Origin of the sequence: Paenibacillus sp. ICGEB2008 (assembly GCF_000307675.1) — a bacterium.
In the GTDB taxonomy this organism is placed as follows: domain Bacteria; phylum Bacillota; class Bacilli; order Paenibacillales; family Paenibacillaceae; genus Paenibacillus; species Paenibacillus polymyxa.
On sequence record NZ_AMQU01000026.1, the window covers coordinates 377,758 to 395,145 of the forward strand.

General features: G+C 44.2%; 15 protein-coding genes and 1 pseudogene. 3 read left to right on the forward strand and 13 right to left on the reverse strand.

Translation table 11 applies throughout. The features are described from left to right. Positions 1–15: 15 nt before the first annotated feature. From C400_RS0122530 to C400_RS0122570, 9 genes and pseudogenes are all read right to left on the reverse strand, one after another. The gene (locus tag C400_RS0122530; RefSeq protein WP_017428303.1) at positions 16–552 is read right to left on the reverse strand and encodes an SMI1/KNR4 family protein; all 537 of its coding nucleotides are present in this window, start codon (positions 550–552) and stop codon (positions 16–18) included. A gap of 53 nt (positions 553–605) precedes the next feature. Then, the gene (locus C400_RS0122535) at positions 606–1,040 is read right to left on the reverse strand and encodes a hypothetical protein (RefSeq protein WP_017428304.1); all 435 of its coding nucleotides are present in this window, start codon (positions 1,038–1,040) and stop codon (positions 606–608) included. 28 nt (positions 1,041–1,068) lie between these two features. Further along, on the reverse strand, positions 1,069–1,728 hold the full coding sequence (locus C400_RS0122540) for a DUF2625 domain-containing protein (RefSeq protein WP_016821759.1): 660 nt from the start codon (positions 1,726–1,728) through the stop codon (positions 1,069–1,071). A gap of 35 nt (positions 1,729–1,763) precedes the next feature. Continuing rightward, the gene (locus C400_RS0122545; protein ID WP_232795412.1) at positions 1,764–2,117 is read right to left on the reverse strand and encodes a hypothetical protein; all 354 of its coding nucleotides are present in this window, start codon (positions 2,115–2,117) and stop codon (positions 1,764–1,766) included. Between the two features lie 195 nt (positions 2,118–2,312). After that, on the reverse strand, positions 2,313–3,473 hold the full coding sequence (locus C400_RS0122550) for an immunity 26/phosphotriesterase HocA family protein (protein WP_017428307.1): 1,161 nt from the start codon (positions 3,471–3,473) through the stop codon (positions 2,313–2,315). Positions 3,474–3,557: 84 nt separating this feature from the next. After that, positions 3,558–4,565 carry a phosphotransferase gene (locus tag C400_RS0122555; protein ID WP_016821762.1) on the reverse strand — a complete coding sequence of 336 codons (1,008 nt, stop codon included), beginning with the start codon at positions 4,563–4,565 and terminating at the stop codon, positions 3,558–3,560. Between the two features lie 89 nt (positions 4,566–4,654). After that, positions 4,655–5,654 (reverse strand): annotated as a pseudogene (locus tag C400_RS0122560) (AraC family transcriptional regulator). A 27-nt stretch (positions 5,655–5,681) separates the two neighbouring features. After that, positions 5,682–6,875: an MFS transporter gene (locus C400_RS0122565; protein ID WP_017428309.1), complete on the reverse strand. Its 1,194-nt coding sequence runs from the start codon at positions 6,873–6,875 to the stop codon at positions 5,682–5,684. Positions 6,876–6,889: 14 nt separating this feature from the next. Further along, positions 6,890–9,652 carry an alpha-L-rhamnosidase gene (locus tag C400_RS0122570; RefSeq protein WP_017428310.1) on the reverse strand — a complete coding sequence of 921 codons (2,763 nt, stop codon included), beginning with the start codon at positions 9,650–9,652 and terminating at the stop codon, positions 6,890–6,892. A 278-nt stretch (positions 9,653–9,930) separates the two neighbouring features. Between C400_RS0122570 and C400_RS0122575 the strand changes: the two genes are divergently transcribed. Then, positions 9,931–10,932: a hypothetical protein gene (locus C400_RS0122575; RefSeq protein WP_017428311.1), complete on the forward strand. Its 1,002-nt coding sequence runs from the start codon at positions 9,931–9,933 to the stop codon at positions 10,930–10,932. Between the two features lie 130 nt (positions 10,933–11,062). On the opposite strand, the gene C400_RS0122580 is transcribed toward C400_RS0122575, so the two are convergent. The 3 genes from C400_RS0122580 to C400_RS0122590 all read right to left on the reverse strand — a co-directional run bounded on the left by C400_RS0122580 (position 11,063) and on the right by C400_RS0122590 (position 13,233). Further along, positions 11,063–11,464, reverse strand: coding sequence for a hypothetical protein (locus C400_RS0122580; RefSeq protein WP_017428312.1), 402 nt, complete (start codon positions 11,462–11,464; stop codon positions 11,063–11,065). 22 nt (positions 11,465–11,486) lie between these two features. Continuing rightward, on the reverse strand, positions 11,487–11,813 hold the full coding sequence (locus tag C400_RS0122585; RefSeq protein WP_017428313.1) for a hypothetical protein: 327 nt from the start codon (positions 11,811–11,813) through the stop codon (positions 11,487–11,489). A 220-nt stretch (positions 11,814–12,033) separates the two neighbouring features. Then, a complete protein-coding gene (locus tag C400_RS0122590; RefSeq protein WP_017428314.1) occupies positions 12,034–13,233 on the reverse strand; it encodes an MFS transporter in 1,200 nt (399 codons plus the stop codon). A gap of 311 nt (positions 13,234–13,544) precedes the next feature. On the opposite strand from C400_RS0122590, the gene C400_RS0122595 reads away from it, so the two are divergent. Both C400_RS0122595 and C400_RS0122600 read left to right on the forward strand, forming a co-directional pair. Beyond that, positions 13,545–15,245, forward strand: a complete 1,701-nt coding sequence (locus C400_RS0122595) for a methyl-accepting chemotaxis protein (RefSeq protein ID WP_232795413.1) — start codon at positions 13,545–13,547, stop codon at positions 15,243–15,245. A gap of 302 nt (positions 15,246–15,547) precedes the next feature. Further along, positions 15,548–17,125, forward strand: a complete 1,578-nt coding sequence (locus C400_RS0122600; RefSeq protein WP_017428316.1) for an S-layer homology domain-containing protein — start codon at positions 15,548–15,550, stop codon at positions 17,123–17,125. An 88-nt stretch (positions 17,126–17,213) separates the two neighbouring features. Here C400_RS0122600 and C400_RS26350 read toward each other — a convergent pair. Beyond that, positions 17,214–17,388 (reverse strand): helix-turn-helix domain-containing protein (locus tag C400_RS26350; RefSeq protein ID WP_017428317.1); only part of this gene is annotated, 175 nt, incomplete at its 5' end.

Below are 17,388 nucleotides of genomic sequence, written 5' to 3' on the forward strand. Positions count from 1 at the left end.
AGGATCATGCACCTATCAATATAATGCCCATTTTTCCGTACACAGCTCTATAAATGAATGGGCAACCTGTTCACATTCGTCATACCCCAAGCTACCAGAATGAGCAAAAAGAATGGGGTATTCGTTGTTTCTTTTTTCCTCTCTCATATCAAACATATAGTGGTTTCCGCACCCATCCATCGCAAACGACACGGCACCCGGCATATACTCTGGCAGCTCGTAGGCGAGGTTCATTTCTCTCAAATCCTCGGTATTGAAAAATTGAAAATAACGTTCTCCATTTTGAAATTCCCCTCCATTAGAGTATTTCAGCAATTCTATGTAACTATCAGGAAATTGTTCTTGGGGCAGATGCCAGCCCACAGGATCTAGCGGTTTATATTGATCATAAAATGGAGACGATTTCGGGAAAGGATTCACTTGTCTTTGTTGGATTTCGTGAATTTCCTGCTCCGATAGCTTGATGTTCCATGTGCTCAAAAAATCCCCGATTTGTTCACCAGTTGCTTCCGGGCATTTTACAAACTGTTGCTCAAAATGAATACTCCACATAATAACCAACCTCCCTGCCTTGACGTCTCTAAAAGTTGTTGTTGCTACCTTTTTCAACCTTCTCCATCTTTTTCAACCCATTCAGCCACACTTTCATGAGGTTGAAGGTTCTCTCGTTTATAGTAAAAAACGGTCTTGAGCTCGTAATCCAAGCTTTCAGCAGCAATGAAAAATCGAGTGCCGAACGTTTTATCCTCCATACAAATCACAGGCCCCTCATGAAATCCGTAAGAGACGGTTTTTAACATTTCCAATTCCTTGTCATTAGCCAGTCTAAAGCACTCAATTGAAAATACACCGCCCGGACAGGAAAGAAATGAGACCTCGTAAAAAGTGATCTCTATGTTGTGATAATAGCTAAAGTCAAAGCTCCCTGCTAGTACCAGCTTGGGGCGACTTGTATAATCATAAATGTAGTAATGATCAATGTTATTTTGAGAAAGTATTTCATTCAGCTGCACCAGTTTGGATTGAATGGAATGATTCATGATCTTATGTCCCCCTCCCCACTCGCGGCTATTCCCGATCCGTCACCGCCTGCCACGCTTCTGTTATTGCTATAGGTGATTTGTGGCTGGTCTCTCCGCCACCTTCCTGAGTCCATAGCGGCGGATAATAAGCAAATACCTCTCCTGGCTGAAGTTGCTCCATATCCGACTGCCAACCATTCCAACGGAATGTCTGGTAGAACAAGCCCAAATCTCCCTCAGCCAACCAGCTCAAGAAACCGGAATAAGCCAGCTCAGTGGATTCCCACTCCAATGCATCCGGTGCAAAATAGTAGATGTGGCCGCTACGTCCAAACTTCCCTGTATCCAATCCAAAGAAGCCACCTGCTGCATCATAGGCCACAATCAGCATTCCCCCAAGTGCAGGGACGCTCACTGGCTCTTGCAGCCCGTTCCACGAAGCCAAACTACCGTAAATTTCAGGCCCACCTGCACCCAGTAAGGTGATCCATCCGTGGTCAAATATGATCCCTCCTGTTTCATAGGCAACCGTTCCCAAGTACGATTTTGTGCTCACTTGCAAACGGTAGAGCGAATCTCCCCTAGCAGATTCCGATTCTGCCGGTACAATGCGAAATGGATTATTCCCTTCTTGCAGAATGTTTCTGACCTCTTCCCATGCATGGTTATCCTGATCCACCAGCTCATCAACCGTTAACGTATGCATATCCATTCTCCTTCCTGTATTCCGATATCTATCTTTCAACCTTTGAACTGATTTTCGAAAACCTGCGTTTGCTCTAAAATCACCCACTGATTCAGCTCGTCGTAGCCTTGGACAATCGCCGTGATCTCATGCCTCGGATACATCCACTCAGATGGGGTCTTTTCCGCATATGAATGGGTGTCTGCCAATCCGACTGCATTGTGCTGGAAAATATGAATAAGTATTCCGTGTGGAAAAAAGGCTTCAATATATCCGCTTACCTTAGTCCCAACCGGCAGTACGGTTTTGACTTGATGCCATTCCTTGTTAAAGGTGTGAAGATTGCTAGACCAGATTTCTTCAAACTCTTTTTTTTCTAATTTTCGTATAATAGGGCTCTGTATCATCAATCGCTTTCTCTGCTAACAAGAAATGATATTGCTCGTGCTTGCGATTAGAAGCAATAAAAGTACCGTCATCCTGGATCACAATTTGCCGATAGCTACGCCATCTGAGTCTATTTCAAAATACCAGGTTCCCATGCCTGGTTCCGGACAATCTTTAAGATATTTCATTGGCCCCTCCTAAAAGGATGTATAACCGTGTCATTTCTTCTTTCTTTTTCCGCTGTAGACTCTTGTCAAGTATGCGAGATATTCCGAACGCGTCAGGCCTCCCGTTTGGCGGTTGAACTCATCGTACGAAATGTCTTCCGGGAATCCGAATTCGGCCAGTGCTTTTCGACGCTCCTCCCGATACAACGGATTATCCAGCGTTTTGTGCCACTCCCGCTCTTCCCAAGGACCAAAACAGTCCGTAATAATACCTGAATACACACCGTTATTTAAAAATTCCCGCGAAGACTTGAACACTGTCTCCCCTTCCGGTTTGGAAATCGTGCCCGTTCCCCAGGACAGCCTATATATTCTTTCTTTACTGCTATCCGTGCTAATGCCGTAACCCATCGGAAACACAATATCCTCTTCTACCAATGCTTTATGCCCTACCCACTCGTAGGACCCTCGCATAAAGGAATCATCCATAACAATCCAGGTTGTATCCGATAACGGGGCGGCTGTGATGGATTCCAAAGTTATTGAACGGTCACGACTTGTACACAAATACGGACGTACGAATAAAGGCATCGTCATGACACTGTTCCATATACTCTCCTTTGCAAACAACTGATCCTTTTGCATTTGGCGCAAATCACCGACGACCAATACATACCCATCTGTGAAAAGGTCTATTTCCACACGAAAGATGTCTCCCGGGATGGTTTTATAACGCTGGTTTTTCATATGCTTTAATCGATCCAGCTTTCGATCATAATCGTTAGGCACAAGTGACGGGTAACGTTGAAGCCAATCCATGATCTCTTCTTTACTATGTAAATGCTCACATCCAGTGATGGGCAATCTCACGCCAGTTTTGCTATTCACAGCAGTAACATAACTAATAGGACGATCTCTTCGAATGCCTGCTGAAAAGGACACACCTTCTGCTGAGATGCTCGAAACACTTGTATAATTCAGTTTTTTCTCTTTGCCACGAGCCGTTTTAGGCAGAACAAATGCCCGATCACGGGTAAAAATCTCTACATCAGCTTCTCCATAAGCATCCTCTTTAGAAGAAATTCGCTTGCGAATAACATCTCCATCCATACAAATAAAATATCCTTCTTTAATTTCTAACACGTCCCAATGTTCTTCCAGCGTCTCCAGCCCAAAATAGGGTCGTAACGCGTTCGTTAACCAACTATTCATCTGCTCCTCCTGTTCCGAGTTTAATTCAATAGACTTCATTTCTGTTATTCCAGAAATTATAACATAACACGGCATGTAGCTCGTTTATTCATACATTGTTCCAGCTTGGGCCAACTCCTCCTGAATCCAGCTACTGCTGGTAGACAGTTGGAGCAAGTCGGCTGTGATCTGTTTGGCCTGTTCTTGCAATACGTGTGGCTGATCTGTTCCTTCCAGAAAGCGACTCACAAAATGAAGAAATACGTCTACCTTTCTAAGCAGCATCAACACAGGCAAAGCGTCGATCTCGGGTTGGCTTAAACGGATCTGGCGGCTGAAGCCCTGACAAAAATCACGAACAGCCGTTGTCTCCTCCGGTTGCCCCAAAAATCCTGATAAGATGACCGCTGGTTCCATCACCCGAACGTCTAACGTGCAAAATTCAAAATCAAGCAGTGCAGCCACCTGGCTATGATCAGAATCTTTTACTAATAAATTAGAAGCGTTCAAATCTCCATGTACAAGCTGATGCGGCAACTCTTCCAATGCTTGAAGTGAATCTGTAATCTCTTCATATACTTTTCCTATCAGGCGCAGCTCTTCATGTAAATTCTTGAGAGGCTCCGGCGGGTTTAAACAAAAGCCTTGGATTACTTCCGGGCTACATAATGGATAGGATTGCTGCAAAGCATAATACGGCCGATAGACTGGGGTCATATCAAGATTAAGTGTTGCAAGCACGGCAGACAATTCACCAGCTGCCTCGCCAAAAGAATGGGCAAAGCTAGGGTCCTGTTCCAAGGGTGATATACCTTCTATGTATTCGAATAGACACACATATTTGCCACTATCCTTCTCAACCTGTGCAAGTGTCTCTCCTGTAATCGTTCGAATTGGCATTGGAACCCTGAAGGATAGAGATTGCTTGCTCAGCGCCTGCAAAACCACATGCTCAAATTCAATTTTGTCCCGATCCCTGTGTGTATCGTAGACGCGCAGCACCCCGCTTCGCCCACCGCTCTTAACAAAATACGTCGTATTATTCCAGCCCCCGGTTCGTCTCTGCAATCTTCCGTTCCACTCTGGCCAGTTCCGTCTTAGTACCGCTTCCAAGGATATCCCCCTTTACTTACTAGCTTATGAATTTGCCGATATTATAACATATAGACGCCCAACTCAAATTGGACGTCCTTGTGCATTCTTCATTTCCTCATTTGTTTGTTTCTGATATTTTGCGGGGTGGCACCATACGCGGTTTTAAATTTTTTATAGAAAAAAACTCATGCTGTTATATCCCACCTGCTTAAAGATCATTTCGAACGGCAGGTTGGTATTCACAACCAAAGAATAGGCGGCATTAAGCTTAATGTTGGCAATCAGCTCAGTGTAAGTAAGACCCGTTACTTTTTTTAACTTGTTACTTAAATACGTGCTATTGTAATTAAAATGGTTAGATAATTGCTGTAGGCTTAAATGCTGATAATGCTCTTCCATATAATTCAGAATAGAGGTAATATTATTTTCCTGCTGGTTTACATGAATATTATGCTCGCTTTCCAATACACGAACCAATTCTCCAAATACGATTGGCAAATAAGCCTTGACCAACTCCATGGAATCCTCTTGCCTGGAAAAATATTCGATTAAGATTCTACGCAATATATACTGAAGGTTCTCATTATGCTGCGACTCAAAAATAATAAAGTGATTATGGTGCTGATGCTGAAGGACTGAATTGGCGAGAAATTCGCCGATCAAACTTTTTTTCTTGGATAGCCGCTGTAGAAAGAGGGACGAGATCGTTTCTCTTTGCAGCAGGATATTAATCAGTATATCGTTTTCTCCCAAAGGAGAGATGCTGTGCGGCACATCCTTATCCAGAACACACACTTGACCTTCACAAAGCTGAATCTCTTTGCCTGCTATAATTTGGTTGCATTTACCTGAGTAAACATAGTTTAATTCAATAAATTCATGCATGTGCTCTAGCATCGGAGCAAACCTGTTGTGCTTGCTAATATAAATATCATGTTCTCCGAAAAAGAATAAAGCGGGCATTCGATACATATTCAGATTCATATCAAAAAATCGCTCATTCTCCGATTCTTTGGAGAGATCATTAATCACCTGATTGCTTTGTTGTTGCAGAAGCTCGATTTCTGTTGTGGTTCTCAGCAACTGATCCAACTCATCAAGGTTCATAAACAAGGACTCCTCCTTCGGCTCCCATTAACTATGCACTGCCGTCTGCGTTTTGCTTTCCTTTCCTCTAATAGCGATTCCCAGACAGAGCAGCGCAGCAATCGTAAAGACAATTGCTGAAACGAGAAAGGCAAACGAGGCAGTTTCATTCCCAAACAACACCCCAACTAACTTGATGATATAAGGCGAAGCAAACGCTCCCAAATTGGAGCCTACCATTGCAATTGAAATAGATATCGTCTCACTGCCCTTAGGTACAATTTTAGTTAGTATGGTAAAAATATAGGGAATAAACAGTGCAAAGCTAAAGCCAATAATCAGCATGGCAACCGTAACCATCGTCACACTCTGAGCAAACCAGAGCAAGACAAAACCTGTTGCTGTTAATAAACTGGAGATAAAAGGAGCGTAATTTCTGAACCATTTATATATTCTACCGAACAAGAAGCCTGCAATCATAGTTGATAAGGAGAACAGCGTCAAAGCGGTCCCTAAAAACCCTGCGTTAGGCATACTCTTTTCAGCAATCATAATACCTGTTTTGGTATACACAATCATGATAAAGGTCATAAACAGGAAAAGTGCAGCCCCTAATCCAAGTACAGATAGAGATATTCCCCCACCTCTGTGACCCGTTCCTATGGAGCTCACTGTAGGCTCCTCGCGCTCTGGTTCAGGGATGATAAAAAAGAATAACAGTGCGATCGGAATCGTGATCGCATAGCATAAAAAGGCAAACGGCCAGTCGATTAGGGCAAGCTGTCCTGCCACAAAGGTAGCCAGGCTACTTCCGAGCCCTTGTACAGCGCTTTGAAAGCCTACCAATTGAGCACGTTCGTCCCCTTCAAAAAAATCACTAATTAAACTGACAGCCAGTGAATTGAACATCCCCAGACCTGCTCCTAGCACCAAACGCAACGCGAGAATCCATGTAATGTTCGTAGTGAGCATAGGAAGTATTCCGCCGATGACCACGAGCAAAAGTCCTAGCAGGACTGTATTTTTTTTACCCAGGCGAGAAGAGATCGGACCACTCAGCAGCACAAACAGCATCATCGAGAAGGACGGGATCGTAACTACGCTTTCAATCAGCGAACTGGAGACTCCCGGTAATTGGTTCAGCATCATCGGGATGACAGCCGAAATAGCACTCGCTGATGTCAGGACTAAGGAAATGGACAGCAACGCCGTTTTAAACCATATTTTGTTTTTAATATTCATCAAGCTTCTCACCTCTAGTCTATGTTATTTAGCCTCTGGTTGTATTTGTACTGGAACGTATACTGTCCAGATCCGACGGTAAACGTCAATTCATGATCTCCACTCAGTTGGAAAATCGCCTGTTCTCCGGGAGAACCTAATTTCCCGGCCAGCTCTCGTGGCACAGTACCAGGCGGATACTGAATGGACGGGTATTGTGTGGTAATGGTCTGTTGTAGCGCATCTGGCTCTAGAACGCCCGGAAGCGTAATCTCGGCCGTCGTATTATGCGGTACGTGAACCGTCATCTGCATTTCTTCATTCACGATTTTCCAATGGACAGCAAGCGCACCATATGGTGTCTCCAGCTTGCCATGAGCCGAAGTAAGATTAACAGGCGGTTTGGGTGCTAAACGAGATTTTTTATAGCCCGCTTCAAGCACATCGATTCCGGCAATATTTTGGTACATAAAGTCTCCAACTGAACCGTACGAATAGTGATTGAACGAATTCATATCAGTGCTCCAGAACGAGCCGTCCACTTTGATGCTGTCCCAATGCTCCCACATGGTCGTGGCCCCACGTTCAACCTGATAGAGCCAGGAAGGATAATCTTTCTGGAATAAAATTTTATAAGCTACATCTGTATAGCCGTTGTCGGATAAAACTAGGCATAGATAGGGTGTGCCCACAAAGCCGGTATCCAGATGCATATCATTTTTTTCTATCAGCCGTACGAGCTCCTGGATCACTTGCTTTTTATACCTTTCTGGTACCAATCCGAAGTGCAAAGCCACAACCTGTGCAGTTTGGGTATTCGAAGTCAGCTTGCCAATGTCATCAAAATAACGGTCCGCAAAAGCGGCTTTAATCCCTTCATGCAGGCTTTGATAGGTGTTGTAATCGGTATAGCGATTCAGCAGTTTGGCCGTCTGCGCAAAAATATGAGTCGAATACGCAAAGTATGCAGTCGCTACCAGCGTTCCATCGGTCGCTCCAAAATAGCTTCCTTCCTCGCTGTCCAGCGCCAACCAGTCTCCCAGTTGCAAACCACTATCCCACAGATGCTCCTCAGTCCCCTGGGCACGGATATAATCGACCCATGCTTTCATACTGTCATACTGCTGAGCCAAAATCTGCTTATCCCCATAACATTGATAGATCGTCCACGGACATATAACCGCCGCGTCCCCCCATGCTGCCGTCGTTTTGTCCATATTATCTGCAAAGGTTCCTTTGAGGACGTCCGGCACGACAAAAGGCACAGCCCCATTCTCCAACTGGTTGTAAGCCAAATCTTTCAGCCACTTTCGGAAGAAGGAAGCACTATTCATATTGAAGCTGGCCGTTCTGGCAAAAATCTGTGCATCGCCGGTCCAGCCTAATCGCTCATCACGCTGCGGGCAATCGGTCGGCACATCCAGGAAGTTCCCCTTTTGTCCCCATACAATATTGTGCTGGAGTTGATTGAGCTTTGGATCGGATGTCTCGAACAAGCCAATTGTCGCCATGTCTGAATGCAAAACAACGCCTGTAAAATCTTCAATCGCTACGCCAGCCGGAAAGCCCTCAAGCTTCACATATTGGAAGCCTTGAAAAGTGAAATGCGGCCTAAATATCTCCGTCCCCTTGCCGTTGCAAATGTACGTAATCTGCTGCGCTGCATCCCGAATGTTATCTCGGTAAAAATTCCCTTGCTGATCCAGCACTTCACCATGTATCAAATTCAGAACCGTACCCTCAGGAGCTTCAACTTTAAATTCCAGCCAGCCTACCATATTTTGCCCCAAGTTAAGGACCAGCTCGCCTTTAGGCGTTTGAATCAGTTCAACAGGCTTTAATCGGTTCATTACACGGACAGGCTCGTTCTCCTGAGCAACCAGATGACTTAACGGAAACGGGACGACCTGCATCATTTTCCGTTCATTCAAGGAGCGATGCTCGCCTGCCTGCTGCTCCAATCGGGCATCATAGATTTCGCCGTTATAAATGTCCGACATCAAAATGGCACAGCTCGTTTCCTCCCAGGAAGAATCTGAGCAAATGAGTTCTGAACGGCCATCTTCATAGCTAATCTTCATTTGAAATAACAAAGCATTCGTGTTCCCATAGGTATCCTTGCGCTTTTGCCAGCCTAGATAGCCGCTGTACCAGCCTTCTCCTACCGTGGCTGTGATGCGATTATGTTGTTCTCGAACGGTAGAAGTCACATCATAGGCTTGCACCTGGACACGATCGTTATAATCTGTCCATCCCGGGGTAAAATAGGCATCGCCTACTCTTTGTCCATTTAGCTCCAGCTCATATAGACCAAGGCTTGTGGCATAAATGACTGCTTTTTTTACTTTTCCCTCAACTGAAAAACACTTGGAGGAAGCAAAAGGGGCTCTTGTCTGAAACTGTTCATGGATGCTGCGTTCCTTCACTGTAATCCATTCTGCCTTCCAGTCCTGCTCATGGAGCAGTCCCATTTCCCAAAAGCCAAACTCACTCCATTCCGATTCCTCCGGTTCGGTGTCACCCGCTCCCTGAGCCCATACTTTTACCCGGTAATAGTATCGTTGTCCGGATTCCAGTGGAGGACCTCCATAGGGAAACAAAATGGATTGCTCCGAATAGCAAAAATGATTCCAAAACAGCGGTTCAAAAGTAGGATGTATGGATACTTGCAATTGGAAGCGTTTTTGGAAAACGTATATGTTGTCAGATTCAATTTGCCAGCTTAGTCGCGGCTTTAGGCAGCCCAGTCCAATCGGATTGTTTAAATGTTCACATCTAAGCGCTTTCACTTTTAGCATTCGTATGTCCTCCCTGAGGTCTTCTTTTGTGTTTCTATACTCAAATTAAAACGCTTCCAATAGTTGTGCGCAATGTTGTATCCCTGCATGTTGTATGCTTGATTTACAGGTGTTGAATGTCCAACCCTTATATTGAATCTTAAAATGGGTCTATTAGAAAAATATGTACGTGTATACATCGCTGCTACACTAAGCGATCCCGTCTCAAAAGGAAATCGCTTGTTTTATATACATATGGATTGTAGTATTAAGCCGATCAAGAAAGGAGAATCACAGTATTGGAAACGAACTACAAAAGGCTGCTGGATCAGATGATGGCACCCTATGATGAAATGCTGCAGAGTCTAGTAAGTGATCACGCCGATTTTTCGAAGGTTGACTATTTGGAGCAACACAATGAGGAATATGGAAAAAGTGATGCCAATTATACCAATCGCCTGAAGGTGCTTTTGGCTATGTATAATCGTGAGGATCGAGATGCCCCGCATTACGAACCGATTGTGAGAAGGCTGCTCGTGAATGAGATTATAGACAGGGAAACGAACAGTTTTCAGGGGATTGGCGATGCTCTGTATTACGCCATTTTTTTACTGCAAAAGTATGAGCGTGAGCAGGACCAAATTTTGTTCCAGCAGGCCAAGAAGGCCAATTTCGATACATATGCCGGGTTTGACCCTGAGTTGATTTTGGAAACATATTTGTTCAGCAAAGATACAGCTGATCTTGAGGATTGCATCAATATCGCGAGTGAGCTCGGAGAAGATATGTATCTATCATTATTTATCGATTTGTGGATCAGAGAGCAGACGGATTGGAACAAAGAAAATTTACAGGCACTCGTTTATCATGAGAGATGGCGCAACCATCCAGAAGGTGAAATTGAAGCCCTTAAAAAGCTGGCCGAAATGGAAAAAACAGAAGGAAATCATCATAATTACTGTTCTACTGCATCTAACTTGGCAGAGAAGTTCATTGAAACAGGTCGATTGGATGAAGCGTGGGAAACGATGGTCACCATTATTCCGCTTATTACGAAGGAAAAAGAATGGTTCCTGTACGGACTTGGTCGCAATATTATTACCTCCTGTATCCATATCATCTTGCATTTTGGGGCAGAAAGCCTGCAGGCCTCTTCATTATGGCAAACAATAAAAGGGATTCTTCAACCTGCCGCTAACAATATGGGCACCAATCAATATCAGCTTGCTGTATCTGCCAGCAAATTTATGGCAGATACCGAATTGGAGCAAACGTTAATCAGAAACCAAAAGCACCGTTAATAATCCAGTTGCAACAAGGAGACTGTCGCGTGTACTGCAAAGAACCAGGCACTCGACTCAGTGGCTCGCCGTCCGGTCGCCCCTCGAAGCGAGGGGCAGCAAAAATACGGATTGCAGTGCATGGCCTTCTCTACAGATTTCCGGTCACGATAATACCATCTGCTTGCTTCAGATGCGCTCTGACCCATGCTGTAAAGGAATCGATAAATAGGCGTAATTCTGACTCCTTGGTAGGCCAAGTATCCAATTGTGTTAATATTTCATGCCATACCGACGCCTGAATCGGATTATCCCAGCAGGGGTCAAAAGCCTCATACGTTTCTCCCGTATCAGGATCGACAAGTGGATATTTGGACTTTAACGCAGACAGCACGATATCAAAGTCATCTGCGTAGATGAATATCATCTCCTCCAGCTTCGGTTCATCAGCATCCCCATAACGCAACGGTTCAAAAGTATATCCAATATTGGCTCGTGGACCGCTATAGCGATAGATTAGTGTCTGAATCTCTTTTTTGTCCTTCTTACTCAATCTCACCCACTCCTTTCTTCGGCTATAACTCGAACCAATCCGCAGCGCATTTCTCTTCTTCCAGCACCCTGCACATTCCTTCCCTCAACCTCATCGCATCTCCGCCGCCGATATGAAATAGACAATAGATATAAGGTTCATCATCTTCTAAATATTCAATATTTCTTGCCTCTTCCAATGAAATCTGGAGCGCTTCAGGCCAATCAGAATTATTCTGAAGCAGGACAAAACCATCCTCATCCCTTTGCATCCGATATCCGTCAATCCTAGGCAATGCTTCAGCTAAGCGTTCCATTAGCGCTTTAATATCCTTAACATTTGCGACCTTAATTCCATACTCCCAACCCATCTGCATTCCTCCAACACGTTTTCAAAAAACCTGACTTAAAGACCTGAGTGCGTACAAGCTATATTTTTTGTTTAATGCCGCCCATTTTGGCCGGATTTCCATAAGCTCTTCACTCCCTTCTGATTTTCCTGAAATTTCTTATAACTTATTATAATAGATATAGGCTTCCGATGAGTATACTCCGGAAGCCTATGGATTCATCTAACCACTCTTTTATTTATCATGCCTTGTCAGGCACAGGCTTACTATTCCCGTCTCCCTTTTTTACCCCCAGCATAACGATAGCCATACAAGCAACCAGAACCGCTATAAGAATAAAGGGAATATATTTGTCTACTCGATATAAAGTGGTCGTCAAAATAGGAGCAATGATCGCGGAAATTCCCTGTATCGCAGCTACCAGCCCTGCTGCTCCCCCTTGCTGTTCTTGACTGACCGAAAGCGAAGCACCTGCCATAAATCCGGGCATCAGTAAGCCCGTGCCTATGCCAAACATAAAGAACGCTGCATAGTAAAGGACCAAGCTGGCTGAAATCAGAAAAAATGCCATTCCAGCAATCAGGAATAGAGAACCGAGCAAAATCATCGGCTTAGGCTGCCATTTAAGCCATTTCATTTGGATGATCTGCACGATCAGCATCGCTGCTCCGGAGAACATAAGTCCAAAGGAAACAACTCTTGCTGTTTCTTCGGATGTAAGACCTAACTGATCTTGAAAATAAAAACCACCTATAACCTGAATAGTCACAATACTAATCATCGTAACCAAGCCTGCAAACAAATACATTCTTAGACCTGGCTGGAGGGGATTAATTCGAGCAGGTTTTTGCTGAATAACAGGCTGGGCGGCCGGAATCGCCAGTAGAGACACCACGAATGCAACAGCGGCAATGACAATTCCAAAATATAAGGGCCATAACAGTCCTATTAAAGTAAAGGCACCTGCAATCGCGGGGCCAAATACCAGCCCAAGCCCATTCGCCGCACTAATAATAGCCATACCACTTCCACGCTCTTCACCCTCCGTTACATCCCCCATATAAGCTTGGGAAGATGACAACACCGCCGGGATAAAGCCGCCAATTAAGCCGCGTGTAACAATCAGCAGGACTAACAGCAGTCCCCCACTGAGCCAACCCTTTAATCCTGCAAAAAGAGTAAGCGTAAACAACAGACAGCTTACACACATCCCTATAAACCCAAGCAAAATCACAGGCTTGCGGCCCTTTGCATCACTCAGATTTCCCCATACTGGAGCCATTAAGGCCATCGTTATAGAACCAAGCGATATAATTATTCCGGAATGGCTTTCTCTTAAGCCTAATTCACGAATAAGGGGCGGCATAATTGGAGCAATGAGCATGAGCCCTAGCATAGCCACAAAAACACTGAAAAAGATGCTCCCTTTTATTCTATTCATCCTCGCACACTCCTCTGTTATAGATTCTCTCTATGCAGAAGTATACGGAGCATACCAAAAAGCTACTGCCTATAGACGGATAAATTTGCGGTTAAACGGATTTAATTTAGCCTATAAAATAGCAGCCAGGCTGAAAGGGCTTAATTTCCTGACGAGTTTTTACGATATATGATGTACAGTCTTTTTACCTTTAGTAACAAAATGCAGTTGTGGGTTGAGTCTGTATATCGATCTCTAAGGGGGAAATCACAGTGAAAACAAAGATAGGATCAATCATGAAGGTGAGATCGTTAAGGGCGAAGTTAACCATAATGTGCTTGATTATTTTAATTGTACCTACTTTTGTGATTGGAAGCAGTTCTTATGTTGTTTCCAAGAATGAAATGAATGAATCAGGCAAAGTGGCACTTAAGAATAGTGTGCAAATGGTAATTGGTATGATTAGTTTCCTCAATGGGCAAGTCGAAGCCGGTAATTTAACATTGGAGGAAGCACAGGAAAAACTGCGCATCGAACTGCTCGGTGTAAAAGATGCTAATAACAAAAGACCGGTAAAGATTAAATATACTGTAGGTAAAACAGGTTATCCGTGGGCAGTCAACCAAGATGCGGTTTCAGTGATGAACCCTTCAAATGAAGGCCAGGATTTAATAAATGCCGTATCCGAAGACGGTGTGCATGTGGGAAAAGAGTTTGTAGAAGCCGGCACAAACGGCGGGGGATTCGTCACTTATAAATGGGCTTTACCTGGTACAGATCAAGTAGAGACGAAAATCTCGTACGTTGAAAAGGATCCTTATTGGGGGTGGATCATCGGTTCTGGAGCATATTTTAACGAATTTAACAGCGGAGCGACCAAAGTCCTTTATATTGTCCTGATTATTACGGCTGTTGCGGTTATTCTGGGAGCAGTTATCGTAAGCTTTGTTTCGGGACGTTTTACGAAACCTATTATCACGATTGCAAAGCGGCTTAACTCAGTTGCGGACGGTGATTTAACAGTCCAAGAAGTCAAAATGAATTCAAAAGATGAGATCGGTGAGCTTGCACAGGACTTCAATTATATGATTAAAAATATTCGATTTCTGATCGGTGAGGTAAACCTGTCCACCAAGCAGGTCGCTGCTTCCTCAAAAGAATTGACCCTTGGAGCAGAGCACACTGGACAGGCAACCGAGCATATCACCATTGCGATTCAGGAATCGGCGGCCGGTGCGAAGGAGCAGCAACTGATGCTTCAGAAGACAACCAGCTCGCTTGAGGAAATTTCAATAGGTATGCAACGGATCACGGATAGCTCCTTGACTATTGCTGAATCGTCTGCAGACGCGATGGAAATGGCGAGCCTTGGCGGTACTGCTGTACAACATACAGTGAAGCAAATGGACTTGATTAACCATTCCGTCAATGAAACCGATGCGGTTATGAGAATGTTGGATGAACGCACTCAACAGATCGACACGATGCTACATGCCATTACGGATATCGCACAGCAGACCAATCTGCTTGCCTTAAATGCTTCGATTGAGGCTGCCCGTGCAGGCGAAGAAGGCCGCGGTTTCTCCGTAGTTGCTTCAGAGGTAAGAAAGCTGGCCGAACAATCGAATCAGTCTTCCGGGCAGATTTCTGAGTTGATTCAGAATATGCGCAAAGATATGGAGCATTCGCTTCAGACCATGGAACGCGTAAAACAGGATGTCGACTCCGGCATTAAAATTGCCAATGAGACGGAGCAGCAGTTTAACAAAATTGTGGCGTCCACCAATCATATCGCACAGCAAACGGAAGAGCTTGCAAGCATCACGGAGCAAATAACCGCAAGTGTCCAGGAAATTTCAGCAAGTGGAGAAAACGTTTCGAGTCTGGCGCTCCAAGCGGCGGACAACTCGCAGAATATTGCAGCGTCTGCAGAAGAACAGCTAGCTTCGATGCAGCAGATCACCAGCCTGGCAACGACCTTGTCGGATATGTCACAGAAATTACAGGATCTAACGGTCAAATTTAAATACTAACGGAATAAGTCTTTCCAAAATATCACGCTAAACTGTCATTCATATTATGAGGTCAACCATTTCTTTCTGGTTGACCCTTTTTGCATTTGCTCTGAGAAATTACGGAAAAGGCTCGCAAATCGTGATCCCCTTCTAGCGATGTGAATTGGGCACGGTTTTTGTCGATTTGGTTCAGAATTGGTTCAGAGGCATTTAGTATAGTAAATCAGTAGTGTAAGAAAGAAAAATTATATTAGTAGGTTAGTCATCATGGAGGATCCTAGTAAGTTCATCGTGACACCGGAATTTTATGGAGGAAATTTATGCGTAAAATCAAGTCTTTTTGTTTATCTTATCTTGCTATTATCGTTTTATTTGGAACCTGGACATGGAGTTTTTCCGAGAGTGCTGTGTATGCAACCTCCTCACCAGTACCTAGTGTAACGGATGCTGTGTATGCTACTGAAACCACAGTAACGAGTTGGACAAATCCTTCTAAACAAGGTCAATCCGTAACGTTTAGCATCAAAACCATCTCAACTCCACAAATTACGAAGGATTTAACCGGCACGGTGGTCCTTATGGATGGTACGGATATATTAGATACGCTGACGATGAGGCCAAATGGCATTGCGAATGGATATGCCACTGCCACTTACACCACAAGTAATCTAAGTGTGGGAAGTCACCCGATTACGGCTTTATATAGTGGGGATGCTCGTTTTATTCCCAGTACATCTGAGCCATACATTCAGGTCGTAAATGCATCTGCACCTGCGCCTACACCTTCACTGAGACCTACAGTAACTACAGTATTGAGTTCGACGAATCCGTCTAGTCAAGGTCAAGAAGTAAGGTTTAGCGTGAGGACAACTTCAAACCCACAAACTTCGGGCGATTTAACTGGAACGGTCATTCTTATGGACGGCACGAATGTATTAGATACGCTGACGATGGAGCCGGTGGGCATTTCGAACGGCTATGCCAATGGGTACTACACTACAAGAGACTTAAGTGTGGGAAGCCACGCGATCACTGCTATATACAGCGGGGATGCTCGATTTGCCCCGAGTACATCTGAAGCGTATATACAGGTTGTAAATGGAAATGCAAGCACTGGCGGAACTGGTGATACTAGCAATAACGACAGCAGCAGTAGCAATAAAAAAGATAAGAAGGATAACACGGATAGCAGTGATTCATCTTCTTCCAGTGAAACAACCACACCTTCATCACCATCGGTTTCTTCAACGGTTTTACCGACTCCAGAAATCATGCCAGTAGAGCAATCCGAGGTTGCGCATGAAAAATATATAACGGGTTATCAGGATGGTACTTTCCGACCGGACCAGTCGATTACACGGGCTGAAACCGCTGCGATGATGGCTAGGATTATGAAGTTGGAGACAAAAGAAGGCTCAACGACATACAAAGATGTACCTAGCACGTATTGGGCAAAGGATTCGATTATAGCACTTACGACACAGCACCTCATGAATGGGTATGCAGATGGAACATTTCGACCAGAGCAACCCATTACCCGTGCAGAAATGGCAGCAATACTCGCATCCTGGAAGCAGCTTAAAGGAACACAAACCACAGCTTCTCCTTATACCGATATCGAAAAACATTGGGCAAGAGATTCCATTGTAGCGTTAGCTAATGCAGGATGGATTACCGGCTATAATGATGGAAGCTTCCAACCCAATAATTATATAACACGCGTAGAAACCGTTACAATTTTGAACACAATCTTAAAACGAGGACCCCTGGAAGGAACCATTCAGGCTACATGGAAGGATGTACCAACAGATTACTGGGCATTCAAAAATATTGAAGAAGCGTCTCGTACCCATACTTCAACCATCGATACAGATGGCATTGAAACTTTCGTGAAATAAGCACCAAATAAAAAGGCTGGAATCCTATCTATACGGGTTCCAGCTTTTTGTTTACTTAATATTTTTTAACATGGTCAAAACAGAATTTTTAAAATACTTTCTTTAAAGATGATGGCTTCACTCCGTATTCCCGGAAAAATTGCTCTGAAAATGCACTCACATTACTGTATCCTACAGCCATCGCAGCTTCTGTTACATTGCTTTCCTGGCTTCGAAGCAGCTTCATCGCATATTCAAGACGAATTTGGCGCAAATGTTCAAAT